Annotated in this window: 10 protein-coding genes, 2 tRNA genes and 1 pseudogene; 7 read left to right on the top strand and 6 right to left on the bottom strand. The window is 38.6% G+C overall.

Annotated features, from left to right (window positions below; translation table 11 throughout):
* Nucleotides 1–46 precede the first annotated feature (46 nt).
* Both galK and ML462_RS14435 read left to right on the top strand, forming a co-directional pair.
* Nucleotides 47–1,189, top strand: coding sequence for a galactokinase (gene galK / locus ML462_RS14440; protein WP_240714531.1), 1,143 nt, complete (start codon nt 47–49; stop codon nt 1,187–1,189).
* Between the two features lie 5 nt (nt 1,190–1,194).
* Nucleotides 1,195–2,238 carry a UDP-glucose--hexose-1-phosphate uridylyltransferase gene (locus tag ML462_RS14435; RefSeq protein ID WP_240714530.1) on the top strand — a complete coding sequence of 348 codons (1,044 nt, stop codon included), beginning with the start codon at nt 1,195–1,197 and terminating at the stop codon, nt 2,236–2,238.
* Nucleotides 2,239–2,290: 52 nt separating this feature from the next.
* Here the strand turns inward: ML462_RS14435 and ML462_RS14430 are convergent.
* The 6 genes from ML462_RS14430 to ML462_RS14405 all read right to left on the bottom strand — a co-directional run bounded on the left by ML462_RS14430 (nt 2,291) and on the right by ML462_RS14405 (nt 10,208).
* Nucleotides 2,291–2,364: transfer RNA gene (locus ML462_RS14430), tRNA-Pro, on the bottom strand.
* 53 nt (nt 2,365–2,417) lie between these two features.
* The gene (locus tag ML462_RS14425; RefSeq protein WP_240714529.1) at nt 2,418–3,278 is read right to left on the bottom strand and encodes an aldo/keto reductase; all 861 of its coding nucleotides are present in this window, start codon (nt 3,276–3,278) and stop codon (nt 2,418–2,420) included.
* A gap of 60 nt (nt 3,279–3,338) precedes the next feature.
* Nucleotides 3,339–4,235: an alpha/beta fold hydrolase gene (locus ML462_RS14420; RefSeq protein WP_240714528.1), complete on the bottom strand. Its 897-nt coding sequence runs from the start codon at nt 4,233–4,235 to the stop codon at nt 3,339–3,341.
* Between the two features lie 59 nt (nt 4,236–4,294).
* A complete protein-coding gene (locus ML462_RS14415; RefSeq protein WP_240714527.1) occupies nt 4,295–5,446 on the bottom strand; it encodes an efflux RND transporter periplasmic adaptor subunit in 1,152 nt (383 codons plus the stop codon).
* Between the two features lie 9 nt (nt 5,447–5,455).
* Entirely contained in the window at nt 5,456–9,796 is a 4,341-nt protein-coding gene (locus ML462_RS14410) for a CusA/CzcA family heavy metal efflux RND transporter (RefSeq protein ID WP_240714526.1), read from the bottom strand.
* 334 nt (nt 9,797–10,130) lie between these two features.
* A tRNA-Pro gene (locus tag ML462_RS14405) sits at nt 10,131–10,208 on the bottom strand.
* A gap of 123 nt (nt 10,209–10,331) precedes the next feature.
* Between ML462_RS14405 and ML462_RS14400 the strand changes: the two genes are divergently transcribed.
* From ML462_RS14400 to ML462_RS14380, 5 genes and pseudogenes are all read left to right on the top strand, one after another.
* Nucleotides 10,332–11,522, top strand: coding sequence for a PQQ-dependent sugar dehydrogenase (locus ML462_RS14400; RefSeq protein ID WP_240714525.1), 1,191 nt, complete (start codon nt 10,332–10,334; stop codon nt 11,520–11,522).
* Nucleotides 11,523–11,528: 6 nt separating this feature from the next.
* Nucleotides 11,529–11,993 carry a c-type cytochrome gene (locus tag ML462_RS14395; RefSeq protein WP_240714524.1) on the top strand — a complete coding sequence of 155 codons (465 nt, stop codon included), beginning with the start codon at nt 11,529–11,531 and terminating at the stop codon, nt 11,991–11,993.
* Between the two features lie 141 nt (nt 11,994–12,134).
* Nucleotides 12,135–12,752: pseudogene (udk, locus tag ML462_RS14390) on the top strand (uridine kinase); the annotation flags it as partial.
* 19 nt (nt 12,753–12,771) lie between these two features.
* A complete protein-coding gene (locus ML462_RS14385) occupies nt 12,772–13,086 on the top strand; it encodes an FtsB family cell division protein (protein WP_240714522.1) in 315 nt (104 codons plus the stop codon).
* Between the two features lie 36 nt (nt 13,087–13,122).
* The gene (locus tag ML462_RS14380; protein ID WP_240714521.1) at nt 13,123–14,526 is read left to right on the top strand and encodes a methylmalonyl-CoA mutase subunit beta; all 1,404 of its coding nucleotides are present in this window, start codon (nt 13,123–13,125) and stop codon (nt 14,524–14,526) included.
* Nucleotide 14,527 lies beyond the last annotated feature (1 nt).

Here is a 14,527-nt window from a genome sequence, read left to right as displayed (position 1 = left end):
AAATGTATTTTATACATTTATTATCTTTGCTTATTAGAATTAAACAATGGAAAGAATAGAAAATCTAATTGGGAAGGATTATACGGTTAAAGTTTATTCTCCAGGAAGAATAAACCTGATAGGTGAACATACAGATTATAACCAGGGGTTTGTTCTTCCTACGGCCATCGATAAAAAGATACAACTAAGATTTAAGTCAAATCGGGGAAAAACCTGCAGGATTTATAGCGAAACCTATAAAAAAGGATTTGATTTCATGTTGGAAAAGGATCTTCCGAAAGGTGAGGGATGGGAGAATTATATTCTAGGAATAGTAGACCAGATCCAGAAATTAGGAAAAAAACTGAATGGCTTCGATTGTTTAATAGAAAGTAGACTTCCAATAGGAGCGGGAATAAGTTCTTCTGCTGCCCTGGAATGTGGCGTGGCCAGCGGTTTGAATGTTCTATTTAATCTCGAACTGACCGACCTGGAAATAGTAAAACTTTCTCAAAAAGCAGAAAATGATTTTGTTGGAAATAGTTGCGGAATCATGGATCAATATGCCTCTGTAATGAGCCGAAAAGATCATTTGATCAAACTTGACTGTAAAACCTTGGAAGCCGAATACATACCTGCAGATTTTAGAGATCATAAATTGTTATTACTTAATACCAATATCTCTCATAATCTTGCGGAAAGTGAATACAATATCCGCCGGGAGGAATGCGAAACAGCTGTAAAAATTATACAGAAAGAAAATCCAGAGGTATATTCCCTTAGAGATGTTGATTTTCAGCTTTTAAAACAATATCAGGACCGATTAGATCCTGTAATCTATTCCCGCTGTGTATATGTTTTAAAAGAAAATGAACGGGTTTTAAAAGCCACAAGTAGCTTGAAAAACGGAAATCTTTATGAGTTTGGGAAACTTATGTACGCTTCCCATGAAGGCCTTCAAAATAATTATGAAGTGAGTTGCCCCGAACTGGATTTCCTGGTGGATTATTCAAGGAAAAAAGATTTTATCTACGGTTCCAGGATGGTGGGTGGCGGCTTTGGAGGCTGTACTTTGAATTTAATAGAACAAATCGAAATTGATCCCTATGTTGAAGAAATCTCAAAAGCCTACTTTCAAAAATTCAATATAAAACTCGATGCCATAATTGTTGCTCCAGATTCTGGAACTCAAATAGAAAAAAGATCCTAGAAGTAATGAATACCAGAATAAATAATATTCCGCATAGACGATATAATATTCTCACGGGAGAATGGATATTGGTTTCTCCCCATCGCACCAAACGTCCGTGGCAGGGAAAAACAGAAGAGAGCGGAAAGATAAAAAAGGAAAAATATGATCCATCCTGTTATCTCTGCCCCGGAAATACCCGTGCAAGTGGGGATACTAATCCCAATTACAAAGAACCTTATACTTTCGTAAACGACTTCTCCTCTCTCCTACCCGAAACTCCTAGGATCGATTACAAGAAAGGGCTATTGCATGCTGAAAGTGAAAAGGGAATTTGTAAGGTAGTTTGTTTTTCTCCAGATCATTCGCTCACCCTGCCCTTAATGAAGGAAGAGGATATTACCAAGGTTATCCAAATGTGGAAGAAAGAATACTTGGAATTAGGAGGTAAACAGGACATCAATTATGTGCAGATCTTTGAAAATAAAGGAGCTATTATGGGTTGCAGCAATCCTCATCCCCACGGGCAGATCTGGTCTCAATCTGCGGTGCCTACAGAAATCTTAAAGAAATCTATAAAATTTAAAGAATACTGGGAAGAAAATAAACGTAGCCTTTTAGGAGATTACCTGGTTCAGGAATTAAAATCAGGAGACAGGATTCTGGAAGAAAATGAGCATTTCGCAGCGCTTATCCCTTTTTGGGCGGTATGGCCATTTGAAGCGATGATCATTCCAAAAAGGCATCTACAACATATTGGTAAGTTAAATGAGCTGGAGGAGAAGGCTTTTGCAGAAATTCTTAAAAAGCTAACGATCAAATATGACAATCTATTTGAGACAAGTTTTCCATATTCTTCAGGAATCCATCAAATCCCCACAGATGGAAAAGAATATCCAGAATGGCATTTTCATATGAGTTTTTATCCTCCATTATTAAGATCGGCTACGGTAAAGAAATTTATGGTAGGCTATGAAATGTTCGCCGGTCCGCAAAGGGATATAACTGCAGAACAGGCAGCCCAAAAACTTAATGAACTTTCTGAAGTTCATTATTTGAATCAAAACTGAATTAAAATTAAAAACCTTCGATAGCTTGATTATCGAAGGTTGAATTATGTTGTCGGGATGACAGGATTTGAACCTGCGACCCCACGCCCCCCAGGCGTATACGCTACCAGACTGCGCCACATCCCGATTATTCTGCAAATAAAACAGCTTTATTTTAATTATCAAAGTTTAATTAAAAATTAAACGATCACCCCTTTTTTCCTGAAATACTCCATGAATTTATCTGGATGAGCACCTGTCCTGGTATGGTTTTCCAGCGCATCAATTTTTTGAATATCATCTGGAGATAATTCAAAATCAAAAATGTTGGCGTTCTCAATAATTCTGTCTTTATGTACACTTTTTGGAATACTAGCCACACCTTTTTCAAGATCCCATCTCAGCACGATCTGTGCGATAGTTTTTTTATGCTCTTCGGCTAAGTCTTTAAGGATTTTATGATCCAGGATCTCTCCCCGCATGAGAGGTGACCAGGCCTGATATTGAATAGCATTCTTTCTACAATAATCAATTAGTTCCTGCTGAATTAATTTTGGATGAAATTCATTCTGAAGCACCATGGGCTGAATGCCTCCTAAATCCTTGATACTTTCCAGATGATGCTGAAGACAATTACTAACTCCTATAGCTTTTACCTTACCATCTTCATACAACTTTTGTAGAACCTTCCAGCTTTCCAGAAATTTTCCTGGGACAGGCCAGTGAATTAAGTAGAGATCGAGGTATTCGAAACCAAGTTTCTTTAGGGAGTTTTCAAAAGCCTTCCTGGTATTTTCTTTACCCTGGTCGTCTATCCAGAGTTTGGAAGTTACAAAGATATCTTCCCTTGGAATATTGGAAGAGCTTATTGCAGTACCTACTCCTTCCTCATTATCATAAAATGCTGCGGTATCTATTAGTCGGTAACCTGCCTCCAGCGCATAATGAATCGCGTTTTTCACTTCCTTTCCATCTTCTGCTTTGTAGACCCCAAGGCCCAGGTAGGGCATTTTTACTCCGTTATGCAGTGTAATAGTTGCTTTTATATCAGATATATCCATAGGTTTTTAAAATCCGGAATTTAATGATAACAGAAGGCTAAATCAATTAAGCTGGAGTATTTAAGAATTATTTGACAGAAAAGCTTTTATCTCTTTAAGATAAATTTCTGGCCTGTCCAGCCAGCCATAATGCCCACAGCGGTCTATCTTCACCAATTCTGAATTAGGCAAAATGGAATCAGCTTTTTCAGCAATTTCCATCGGTACCACATCCTGCAGTCCGTGTAAAATTAAAACCGGATTTGTAAAGACCTTCATTTCGGAAGTTTTATCAAAATTGAGGGCACGCATATTTGACCAGACCATAGAATTGACCTCCCTATCTACCTGAAGTAACCTTTCTGCTACCGTGGCTTCATGTTCAGCCTCGTAGAGATAGGCTTTAGCCATATACAGGGCTCGTTTTTTTTCTATTATAAGATTTCCAGGTTTTATTTGAGCCTTAGCCATATACCTAACCAGACTATCATTTTCAGCAGGTTCTAATTGATTCCTTATATCAAACCTTCCGGTATTTTGAAGACTCATTCCTCCGCTATGAGATTGTATCATTCCCTTCACCCTTTCTGGATGTTCAGCAGCATAAGCATAGGCCAGCATTCCTCCAAAAGAATGCCCCAGGATCACCCACTGTTCTATCCCCAGGTGTTTTCTAAGTTTCTCAATATCTTCCACCATGAGATCCACTGTAAAACTGGAGGAACTTTTTTCAGTTAAGGCAGAATTCCCGGTACCTCGTTGATCATAAATAATAGTCATATTATTTTCAGACAGTATTTCGGCCAATTCTGAAAAACCTGTACTGTTCAACCCAGGCCCTCCATTTATAATTAGGATTGGATCACCTTCTCCATAGGTTCTAAAGGCTATACTCCCATCATTCACTTTAAAACTTTGGTAGTCCTGACAAAAAACTGAAAAGCAGGTAAATAACAGAGCTGTAAATAAAAATCTCATAATATAATTTATAAGGATAAAATTAAGTGGTGGTTAATTCCAATTTGATTATAATGTCATTATTCTGTGATCAAAGGAAAAGATCCTTTCGTTAAAAATTGATCATTTTCGTTGAAATCTGAACTGTTCTTTATAACGGTAAATCCATCAAAGGAATCACCAACCGTAACCTTTTCTCGCCTAAAAGAAAAACCTGAATCGTTCTTTCCTTCAAGCACCAGTACATAATCGTCCTCCTCTAAAGAAACAATACTAATTTCGGGCAAAGCTTTTTCTTTTTTCGATTTGGTTATTACATATGCCTGAACAAACATGCCGGTAGCGAGATCTTTCTGGTCTTCATTATCCATGAAATGTCCATGCACCTTCACAGTTCTTTTTTGATCACTAATAGAATTCCCAACCAGGTGTACTATACCTTTAATGGTATCACTTTGAGCTTCAGGAATAAGAAATCTGATCTCCTGCCCTTTTTTAATTTTCATCACATCTTTTTCAAAAACATCAAGTTCTATATGAACATGATCACGGTCTACGATCTGCATAAGTGCAGTGGAAGCGGTTACATACATCCCATTTTTGATGTTCAATTCGGTGATATTCCCAGAAATAGGCGCATAGATCCGTATAACCGAAGAAATAGCACCATTTTCCACAGCTTCCGGATCCAGGTTTAGCATTTGTAATTTTTTCCTTAATGCCGAGTACCTAGAACGGTTGCGTTTATAATCACTTTCAGCTTTGAGGAAGTTCTTTTCAGAGGTAATATTTTCAGCCATTAGTTTTTCCTGCCTGTCATACTCAGATTTCAAATATTTCATTTGTTCCATGGCATCAAGGTAGTCTTGTTGCATCTGAATATAATCTGGGTTCTCCAGGCTAACCAAAAACTGACCTTTTTTAACCTTATCACCAATAAGAAGCTTAGTTTCTTTAACATAGCCACTTGTATATGAATTGATCACAGCCTTATTTTCTGGCGGAACATCGATGATCCCAGTGGCCTCAACACTTAATGGAAATTCCTTTTCCTGGATTTTCCCCAGTTTCATTTCACTGTTTTCAAACTGTTGGAGACTCACCTGAATGACTTCATCTTTTCTTAAAACATTATTCGCTTTTTCATCGCTTTCCCTTTCTGAATTTCCACAGGAAAAAAAAATAAAACCAACAGAGATAATAAAGTAAATATTGAGGATATATATTTTCATGAAATTATTTTAAAGGGTTAAATAATTCAGCCGAATTACGGTTTGATTATACGTATTGAGGTTTTCATAGTAAGAGAGAATGATCTCGAATGAATTTTCAAGGCTCTGTATATATTCAAAGAAATCGATCTCTCCATTTTTATAGCTAATATTGGCAGTTTTTATGATCTCTTCAGAAAGTTCTTTTCCTTCATTTTCATAATACAAAAGAGCTACTTCATGTTTTCTAAGCAACTGTGAGAACTGGGTATATTCTGAACCTAGCCGGATCTTATAGTCCAAATTTTCCAGCATTGCCGCCTCTTTAGCAATATTCGCCGCCTTGATTTTTGAAGAATTTCCGAAGAATAATAGTGGGATATGAATTCCTACCTGATAACCTTGTAAAGGTTCCTGAATGACATCGTTATTCCATTGAAAATAGGTAAGACTAATATCTGGCAGTAGATTTTGCTTTTCGAGATTCGCTTCTGCTTCGAAAATCCTGTGCCTTGAATCATATAGATCAATCCCAGGATTTTTCTCAATTCCCAGGTTGGTGATGCTTAACTTATCAAAAGGTATCTTTTCAATGAAAATGTCTGATTTAATATTAAGTAAGGCTTTGAGCTTTTCCTGGGAAATATTTAGTTCGTTTCTAGCCTGGTTAAGATTTGTTTCAAGTTGTTTATTCTTGGACTTCGCGGTGATTTTTTCAAGGTAATTTGTTTCTCCCAGTTCAAAACGTCTTTTAGCAGCATAAGCGAACTTCTGGTAAAGGCTGTCCAGATCCTCCAAAACAGATATCCTGGCCTTTTCATACTGAATCTCGTAATAGACACTTGCCAGTTCTTGTTTCAGTTTCAATTCTTTCAGGCGGAAGATGTTCTGCTCCTGTTCATACTTATTTTTGGCAAGTTTCTGCCTGCTGAAGTATAAAGTGGGAAAATTGAACATTTGCTTTACCCCGAAAACATCAAGACTTTCATTGTTCGAGAGGTTGCTTTCATCTGTTCCGAAGTAAGCCTCAGTTTTATCAAATGTAAAGGCACTTCCGGTACGGGCATCTGCCTCGTCCAATCTTAAGGCAGATGCTTTTAGCCCGACATTATTTTCCAAAGCTAATAACTGCAATTCTTCAAAATTTCTAATCCTGGTAATTTCTCCTTCCTGGGAAAAAGTTGGTACGCTTAATAAAAACAAGATTATACATAGTGGTTTGATCCTGGAATTAGCTCTAGCCTCCTTTTTCACATTTACTTTACTGAACTTTGAGTAGATCACCGGAAGTACTACGAGTGTAAGTAAGGTAGATGTGATTAAACCTCCAATCACTACGGTAGCCAAAGGACGCTGCACCTCTGCCCCCGCACCGGTGGATACCGCCATGGGCAAAAATCCCAGGGCTGCAGCAGATGCGGTTAAAAGTACGGCTCGAAGACGGTCCTGGGAGCCATTAACCACCACTTTATCTATATTCTTCATTCCTTTTTCCCTTAATGCTTTAAAATGCTCTATTAGCACAATACCGTTAAGTACTGCTATCCCAAAAAGAGCAATAAATCCCACACCAGCTGAAATACTGAATGGCATGCCTCGAAGCCATAATAAAAGTACTCCACCTACAGCGGCCAGAGGGATCCCTGAAAATATCATAATAGCTTCCCTAAAAGTTCCAAAAGCGAAATAAAGCAATATCAATATTAGGATTAAAGCAATAGGAACTGCCACTTTTAACCTTTTAGTAGCACTTTGTAAATTTTCGAATTGTCCGCCATAAGTAATCCTGTACCCTGGCGGCAGACTTATATTAGCATCTACAATTTCCTGAATCTCGTTCACTACGGTTTGCAGGTCGCTGTCTCTTACGTTTACACCAACAACAATTCGACGCTGCGTATTATCACGGGATATCTTGGCAGCACCTTTTTGATAAGTAATCCTTGCAAGTTCACTTAATGGAAGTTTTTCTCCGGAGGGTGTATCAACATATAAGTTCTTCAAATTTGAAATATCCTTCCTGCTATCTTCCTGCAGCCTTAGCACCATATCGAAACGTTTCTCTCCTTCAAAAACGCTTCCCATGGTTTCGCCGGCAAAGCCCATGGTTATGATTCGGTTAAGGTCGGCGATATTAAGACCGTATCTGGCTATTTTTTGGCGATCATATTTCACATTCATTTGTGGTAGCCCTATGATCTTTTCCACGGTAATATCTGCAGCTCCCTTAACGTCCTGAATCATTCCTTTTATCTGCTGCGCCCTCGAATTCAAAATTTCAAGATTTTCACCAAATATCTTGATCGCAATATCTGCACGAACGCCAGTGATAAGCTCATTAAACCGCATTTCAATAGGTTGTGTAAATTCTAGTTCCATCCCAGGAAAAACTGAAAGTGCTTCCTTGAATTTATCGGCCAATTCATCCTTCGTTTTGGCTGACACCCATTCATCTTTCGGTTTTAGGGAAATAATAACATCGCTTTCTTCCATAGACATTGGATCTGTAGGAACCTCAGCTGCTCCAATACGGCTTACAACCTGCTCTACCTCAGGAAAACTATCTAACAGGATCTTTTCCATTCTGGTCGTGGTTTCAATAGTCCTGCTTAAAGAGGTACCGGTTTTTAACACAGGCTGGATCACAAAATCCCCTTCATCTAACTGGGGAATAAATTCACCCCCCATCCTGCTGAAAATAAAACCAGTTATAATCAATATTATTAAGGCAAGCCCCAGAACAAGCTTTTTTTTGCCTAAAGCCCAGTGAATAACTGGCTCATACAAATTGTTCAAACTATTAATGAGCCTAACCGAAATGTTCTTTTCTGAAGGTTTTTTGGCCTTGAGAAAAATAGCCGAGGCTACAGGCACATAAGTAAGACAGAAGATTATTGCTCCTATAAGCGCAAAACTGAAGGTAAGCGCCATAGGCCGGAACATTTTACCTTCCACCCCGCTCAGGGACAAAATGGGGATAAAAACGATAAGGATGATCAATTGCCCGAAAATGGCCGAATTCATCATATGAGAGGCACTTTCGTAGGTTACCCTGTCCTTTAACTGTTTGAGTTCATTTTTCTCCAGACCGGTATACTCACCCTGTTTACGCGTGATCATGAAAGCAGTATATTCAACGATGATCACCGCGCCATCAATTATGATCCCGAAATCTATCGCTCCCAGACTCATAAGATTAGCATCCACTCCAAAAACATACATCATGGAAAGGGCGAATAATAAACATAATGGAATAACCGATGCCACCACAAGTCCGGAACGTAAATTTCCCAGCAGTAATACCACAACGAAAACTACGATCAAACAACCGAAGATGAGATTTTCGGCGATGGTAAATGTGGTGCGTTCTATTAACTGGCTCCTGTCTAAAAAAGGTCTGATAATGATACCCTCAGGTAGAGAATTCGATATTTCATCTACCCGTTTTTTCACCGCATTAATTACCTTATCTGAATTGGCTCCTTTCAGCATCATAACCTGGCCAAGCACGGTTTCACCCTCACCGTTGGCAGTAATAGCACCAAACCTGGTTGCACTACCAAAACCAACTTCAGCGATATCTTTAATATTTACCGGGACCCCAGTTTCGTTTTTAACAACTATATTCCTAATATCATCAAGAGAAGTTACCCGACCCTGCCCTCGAATAAAAAATGCCTGATTTACCTTTTCAATATATCCGCCGCCTGCTATACTATTATTATTTTGAAGAGCAGTAAAAACTTTAGAAATTGAAATCCCCATGGCGTTCAACTTACTGGTGTTAATAGCAATTTCATATTCCTTCACATAACCACCCCAGGCGTTGATCTCCACAACACCTTTAATTCCTGAGAGTTGCCTCTTTACGATCCAGTCCTGGATGGTTCTAAGCTCTTCAGCTGAGTATTGATCTTCAAATCCCGGTTTGGTATCCAGGGTATACTGATAGATCTCGCCCAATCCCGTGGTTATAGGTCCCATTTGAGGTTTACCAAAACCTCCAGGGATCTTTTCAGAAGCAGATTTTATCTTTTCGGCAATTAGTTGTCGAGGCAAATAGGTTCCCATGTCTTCCTCGAAAACAATGGTAACCACCGAAATCCCGAATTTAGAAACCGATCTTATTTCCTTTACTCCGGGTAGGTTTGTCATTTCCAGTTCCACGGGTAAGGTGATATACTGCTCCATATCCTGTGTAGAAAGGTTCTTGGAAGTTGTAATGACCTGCACCTGATTGTTGGTCACGTCTGGAACCGCCCCGATAGGAACCTGGGAAAGAGAGAAAAGACCAAAAGCAATAACAAAGAGCGTCAATAAAAGGACTATTAGTTTATGGGTAATACTAAATTTTATGATCCGGTCGAGCATGGGTTGGTTTCAGGATTGCAATTGGATTACTATCCGTTATTAAAAATATTGAAAATTATATTAAGAACTGGGGAAATGCTATGACAAGGCTTAAAATGATCATATCTCAAAAGTGATTTTTTGGAAAATGAAAGTGTAGAGCTAATCCCAGGTAATAAGGGCTCATTAATGGAATTAAAACTATTTATTGCTGAAAGTATAAATGGAATGGCCTAACATACATCTTAGGGCTTTATCTATGTATTTCTGTATGAAAAGGCACTTAATATAAGTCCTAATAAATTGAAAATATAGAAAACAAAAAAGCCTGTTGAAAGATCAACAGGCTTTTTTTTGGTCGGGGTGGCAGGATTCGAACCTGCGGCCTCCTGCTCCCAAAGCAGGCGCGATAACCGGGCTACGCTACACCCCGTAATGGCGTTTCAACCATAATTGGGCGGCAAATATAAGAATTATTAATCTCCCGCAATGAAAACTTTTAATTTTTTATATCTTAGTTTACTTAATGCTTATTATACCTATAAAAACGAATGCTATGAGAAAATATTTACTGGCCTCCGGACTTGCTTTAAGCCTGATCGCCTGTGGAGAAAATGGAAAAGATACTGATACTGCCCAGGCAGATGAAAATCAGGAGAATGCGCAGGAACAGGTACAGGAACCAACTGAAGTTCCAGATCCCATAGAAGCCGAAAGTTCAGATAAATACTCCTATGAAATGGTGGTTGAAGACCTCGATATTCCATGGGGGTTCACCTTTCTTCCTGATGGAAGCATGCTTATTACAGAAAAGAAAGGCGAGATCATCCATTTTAAGGATGGTAATAAGACGAAAATACAGGGAGCCCCAGATGTCTATGATCGCGGACAGGGTGGCCTGCTAGATGTAGTGCTACATCCAGATTACCAAAGCAATGGCTGGATCTACCTAACCTATTCTTCAAAAGAAGGAGAAGGTGAAGGTGGAAATACGGCTTTGATGAGGGCTAAACTTGAAGGAGAACGGTTAACAAACAAGGAAGTTCTGTATAAAGCTACGCCTAATACAACTAAAGGTCAGCATTTTGGATCAAGGATTGCTTTTGATAAAAACGGACATTTGTTTTTCAGTGCCGGAGAACGCGGAGCCAGAGATGTAAATCCTCAAGACATTACCAGAGATAATGGTAAAGTTTACAGGCTAAATGATGATGGTAGTGTTCCTTCAGATAATCCATTTGTTGGTGAGGAAGACGCCGTGGAAGCCATCTATTCTTATGGACACAGGAATCCGCAAGGTATGATCCTGAACCCTGAAACCGGGGAGATCTGGGTGCATGAACATGGGCCTAAGGGTGGAGATGAAATAAACGTCGTTAAGAAAGGCGCAAATTACGGGTGGCCCATAGTCACTTATGGAGAAAATTACGATGGTACTTCTATAACAGATGAAAGAAGCAAACCTGAGTTCGAAGATCCCATCTTTTACTGGTTACCTTCTATAGCTCCCAGCGGATTTGCCTATGTTTCTTCAGATAAGTTTCCAGAGCTTCAAGGAAATTTACTCGTAGGTTCTTTAAAATTTCAATATCTTGAACTTCTGGAATTAGAAGGAAAAAAGATCAGCAAAAGGACTAAATTACTGGAGGATTCCGGAAGAATTAGAGATGTGCGACAGGGACCCGACGGAAACATTTACGTAGCCATTGAAGGTGAAGGAATTGCTAAATTAACTATCAACCAATAATCAAAAATGAAAAAGTTACTTTTTATTTTCGGCTTGATCGCGATGGTCGCCTGTAAATCAGACAAAAAAGAAAAGGATACTGAAGAAGAATCTTATGTTATTCCTTCATCGGAAAAGTCAAGTGAAAAAACTCCCCTTACTGCGAGTATCGAACGAGGGAAAAAGATCTATGGTGAATTATGTGTTACCTGCCATCTTCCAACCGGAAAAGGAATTGCCGGTACCTACCCTCCTCTTGACGGTTCAAATTGGTTAACCGAAAAAAGGGAAGAAAGTATCCGAGGTGTTAAATATGGCATGCAGGGACCAATAGAGGTTAATGGTGAAAAATATGATAATGTAATGACACCAATGGGACTTAGCGACCAGGAAGTGGCTGACGCTATGAATTATGTGATGAACTCCTGGAGTAATAATATAAAGGATATGGTTACCGTGGAAGAGGTAGCTGCGATCAAAGAAAAAGAATAGAAAAACTTTGCTATAATTCTATTAAAAACCGGACTGTCAACAGTCCGGTTTTTTTATTTATAGCAATAAGTTCAACAAACAGTAAATTGCAAATGAAATCGACAAAAGCTTTTTAAAAAGTAATATTACCTTTGCCAAAATTTCAAGAACATGCTAATAATTGGAATTGCCGGTGGAACGGGAAGTGGAAAGACCACGGTAGTTAATCAGATCATTGATGAGTTAAAACATGAAGAGGTAGATGTAATATCTCAGGATTCTTACTATCAGGATACCACGCATCTTACTTTTGAGGAAAGAAAAAAGATCAATTTCGATCATCCTAAGTCTATAGATTTCGACCTTTTAGGTGAACATTTAAAAAAATTAAAGTCGGGAAAAAGCATTCAGCAGCCGGTATACTCCTTTAAAGAACACAACCGAACCGGTGATTTTGTAGAAATTCAGCCTAGAAAAGTGGTTATTGTAGAAGGGATACTTATACTTACTCATCCGGAGATACGGGAACTTTTTGATATCAAGATCTATGTTCATGCAGACAGTGACGAGAGGTTGATTCGTAGATTAAAACGTGATATCGCAGATCGGGGAAGAGACCTTGAAGAAGTGCTATGGAGGTACCAGACTACTTTAAAACCTATGCATCAGCAATTTATTGAACCCACCAAGGAATTTGCCGATATCATTATTCCAACCAATAGATATAATACGGTGGCTGTTGATATCGTTCAAACCATTATCAAAGATCGCTTAACCTAATTTTGTATCTTTAAAGCGTATGAAATTTAAAGACCTGCGTAAAAAGCCATGGTTCAGGATTATCAGCAATAAATATGTGCTGATAATGCTTGTTTTCGGGATATGGATGTTTTTTCTGGATACCAATTCGTGGTTCATTCATCATGAACTGGATCAGGAAATAAATGAACTGCAGGACAATAAAAATTATTATCAAAAGGAAATTGCGAAAGATAAAGCAGTCATAGAAAAACTTCAGGACTCAGTAGAATTAGAAAAGTTCGCCAGGCAAAAATATTATATGAAAAGGCCCGATGAAGATATCTACATTATTGAATATGATACTATAGACTAATTTCGTCGCAAGACTTTCCGACCAAAACCAACTATAATGAAACATTTGTTATTTCAGGACTTTGAAGAAGTATCTGCAAAACAATGGAAACAAAAGATCCAGGCCGATTTAAAGGGAGCCGATTATAACGAAAAACTGGTTACCAAAACCCTGCATGGGATAGATATCAAACCTTTTTATTCATCTGAAGACATTTCTGACACCTTAAAGGTTTCGAATCCCACGCATTGGAACATTTGTGAAAAGATCTACGTAATTTCGGCCGAAAACGCCAATAAAAAGGCAATTGAAAGACTTCAAAAAGGTGCCGAAGCAATCTGGTTTATTTTACCTGAGAAAGAAATCGATTTCGTTGAACTTTTTAAGGATTTGCCTGAAGACATCAGCATTTTCCTTAAGCCTGAATTTATTGATGCAGATTTTGTTCAAAAGCTGGATAAGTTCTTACAAGGGAAATCCTGGAATGTTTTCATTCAGAATGATATCATCGGAAAGCTTGCCCGAACTGGAAACTGGTTCGATAACCTGAGTTCAGATCACGAACAACTTGACAGAATAGTTCAGGAAACCAGAAATATCGCTTCAGTTACAAGCATTAATCTTTCGCTATACCAGAATGCCGGGGCAAATATTCCGCAACAACTGGCCTATGCCACCGCGCAGGCTACGGAATATTTGAATCATTTTGAGCAGCTGGGATTAACTGAAGAAGAAAGATCATTATTCAAATTTCAGTTCGTTGTTTCAGTTGGATCAGATTATTTTTTCGAGATCGCAAAGATCAGGGCGCTACGATGGCTGTTCGCAACGGTGGCCCGGGAATTTGATTTTAAAACTACCTGCCACATCATTGCTGAACCAACCAAACGCACTAAAACTCTATACGATTTCAACGTTAACCTTCTTCGCACCACTACAGAAAGTATGAGTGCCATTCTTGGCGGAGCTGATGCGATTTGCAATATGCCTTATGACGCCATTTATCATAAAGACAACGAGTTTGGCGACCGTATTGCCCGTAACCAGTTATTGATCATGAGAAATGAGAGTTACCTGGACAAAGTAGGGAATGTGGCCCAGGGAACCTATTATATTGAAACTATCACAAAACAAGTGGCTGAAAAGGCACTGGAAATCTTTAAGGATATCGAAAAAGGTGGTGGTTTCTTAAAGGAATTGAAGGCTGGAATTATCCAGAAAAAGATCAAGGAGAGCGCAGCTGAAGAGCAGGAAAAATTCAATAATGGAGACCTGGTTTTAATTGGTACGAATAAGTTTGAAAATCCGCAGGACAGGATGCAGGATGATATTGAACTTTATCCTTTTTTGAAGAAAAATCCACGAAAGACCTTACTTGAACCAATTTTAGAAAAAAGGCTTAGTGAAGAAAGTGAGCAAAAAAGATTAGAAGAAGAAAAACAAAGCCAGCCAACCCAATAAA

It is taken from the genome of Christiangramia lutea, assembly GCF_022489035.1.
GTDB classification, from domain to species: domain Bacteria; phylum Bacteroidota; class Bacteroidia; order Flavobacteriales; family Flavobacteriaceae; genus Christiangramia; species Christiangramia lutea.
Note: the sequence above shows the minus strand (reverse complement) of the source record. Positions and strands in the feature narration are given on the sequence as shown.